The 357-nt window shown below is 68.1% G+C and carries 1 protein-coding gene; it reads left to right on the top strand.

Annotated elements, in window-relative coordinates:
• Positions 1-168 precede the first annotated feature (168 nt).
• Entirely contained in the window at positions 169-309 is a 141-nt protein-coding gene (locus ACTQY5_RS11020; protein WP_343118921.1) for a hypothetical protein, read from the top strand.
• Positions 310-357 lie beyond the last annotated feature (48 nt).

The following is a 357-nucleotide window of genomic DNA, read 5'->3' as shown; positions in this document are numbered from 1 at the left end:
TCGCGACGCTCACCGAGCCGATGCGTGCCGCCGGGATCGACTTCGCCGCGCTCGGCGGTGCGTCATGACCCGCCGCATCGTGCTCGACATCATCGTGCCCGTCATCGCGGTCCTGCTGTCCATCGGCGTGGTCTGCGTCGGGCTGTGGCTCGGGACGGAGGTCCGGTCATGAGCGCCTGTATTGAGCCGGACGCCTGCCCCCACGACGGCGAGATCGACGTGGAGACCTACGGCTGCAATGCGTGGCGGGTCTGCGGCGACTGCGGCGAGATCCTCGACTCCGCTGCATGGTGGGAGGCGGGACTGTGACCGTGATTGGTAGCGCGCATGCCCCTTGCTTCAGCTATGGGGTAAGCG

The organism is Acidaminococcus sp. HCP3S3_H5, assembly GCF_052122235.1.
In the GTDB taxonomy this organism is placed as follows: domain Bacteria; phylum Bacillota; class Negativicutes; order Acidaminococcales; family Acidaminococcaceae; genus Acidaminococcus.
Note: the sequence above shows the minus strand (reverse complement) of the source record. Positions and strands in the feature narration are given on the sequence as shown.

Excerpts from the sequence above, each read along its gene's own strand:
- ACTQY5_RS11020 (WP_343118921.1), top strand. The coding sequence starts at position 169 with ATGAGCGCCTGTATTGAGCCGGACGCCTGCCCCCACGACGGCGAGATC.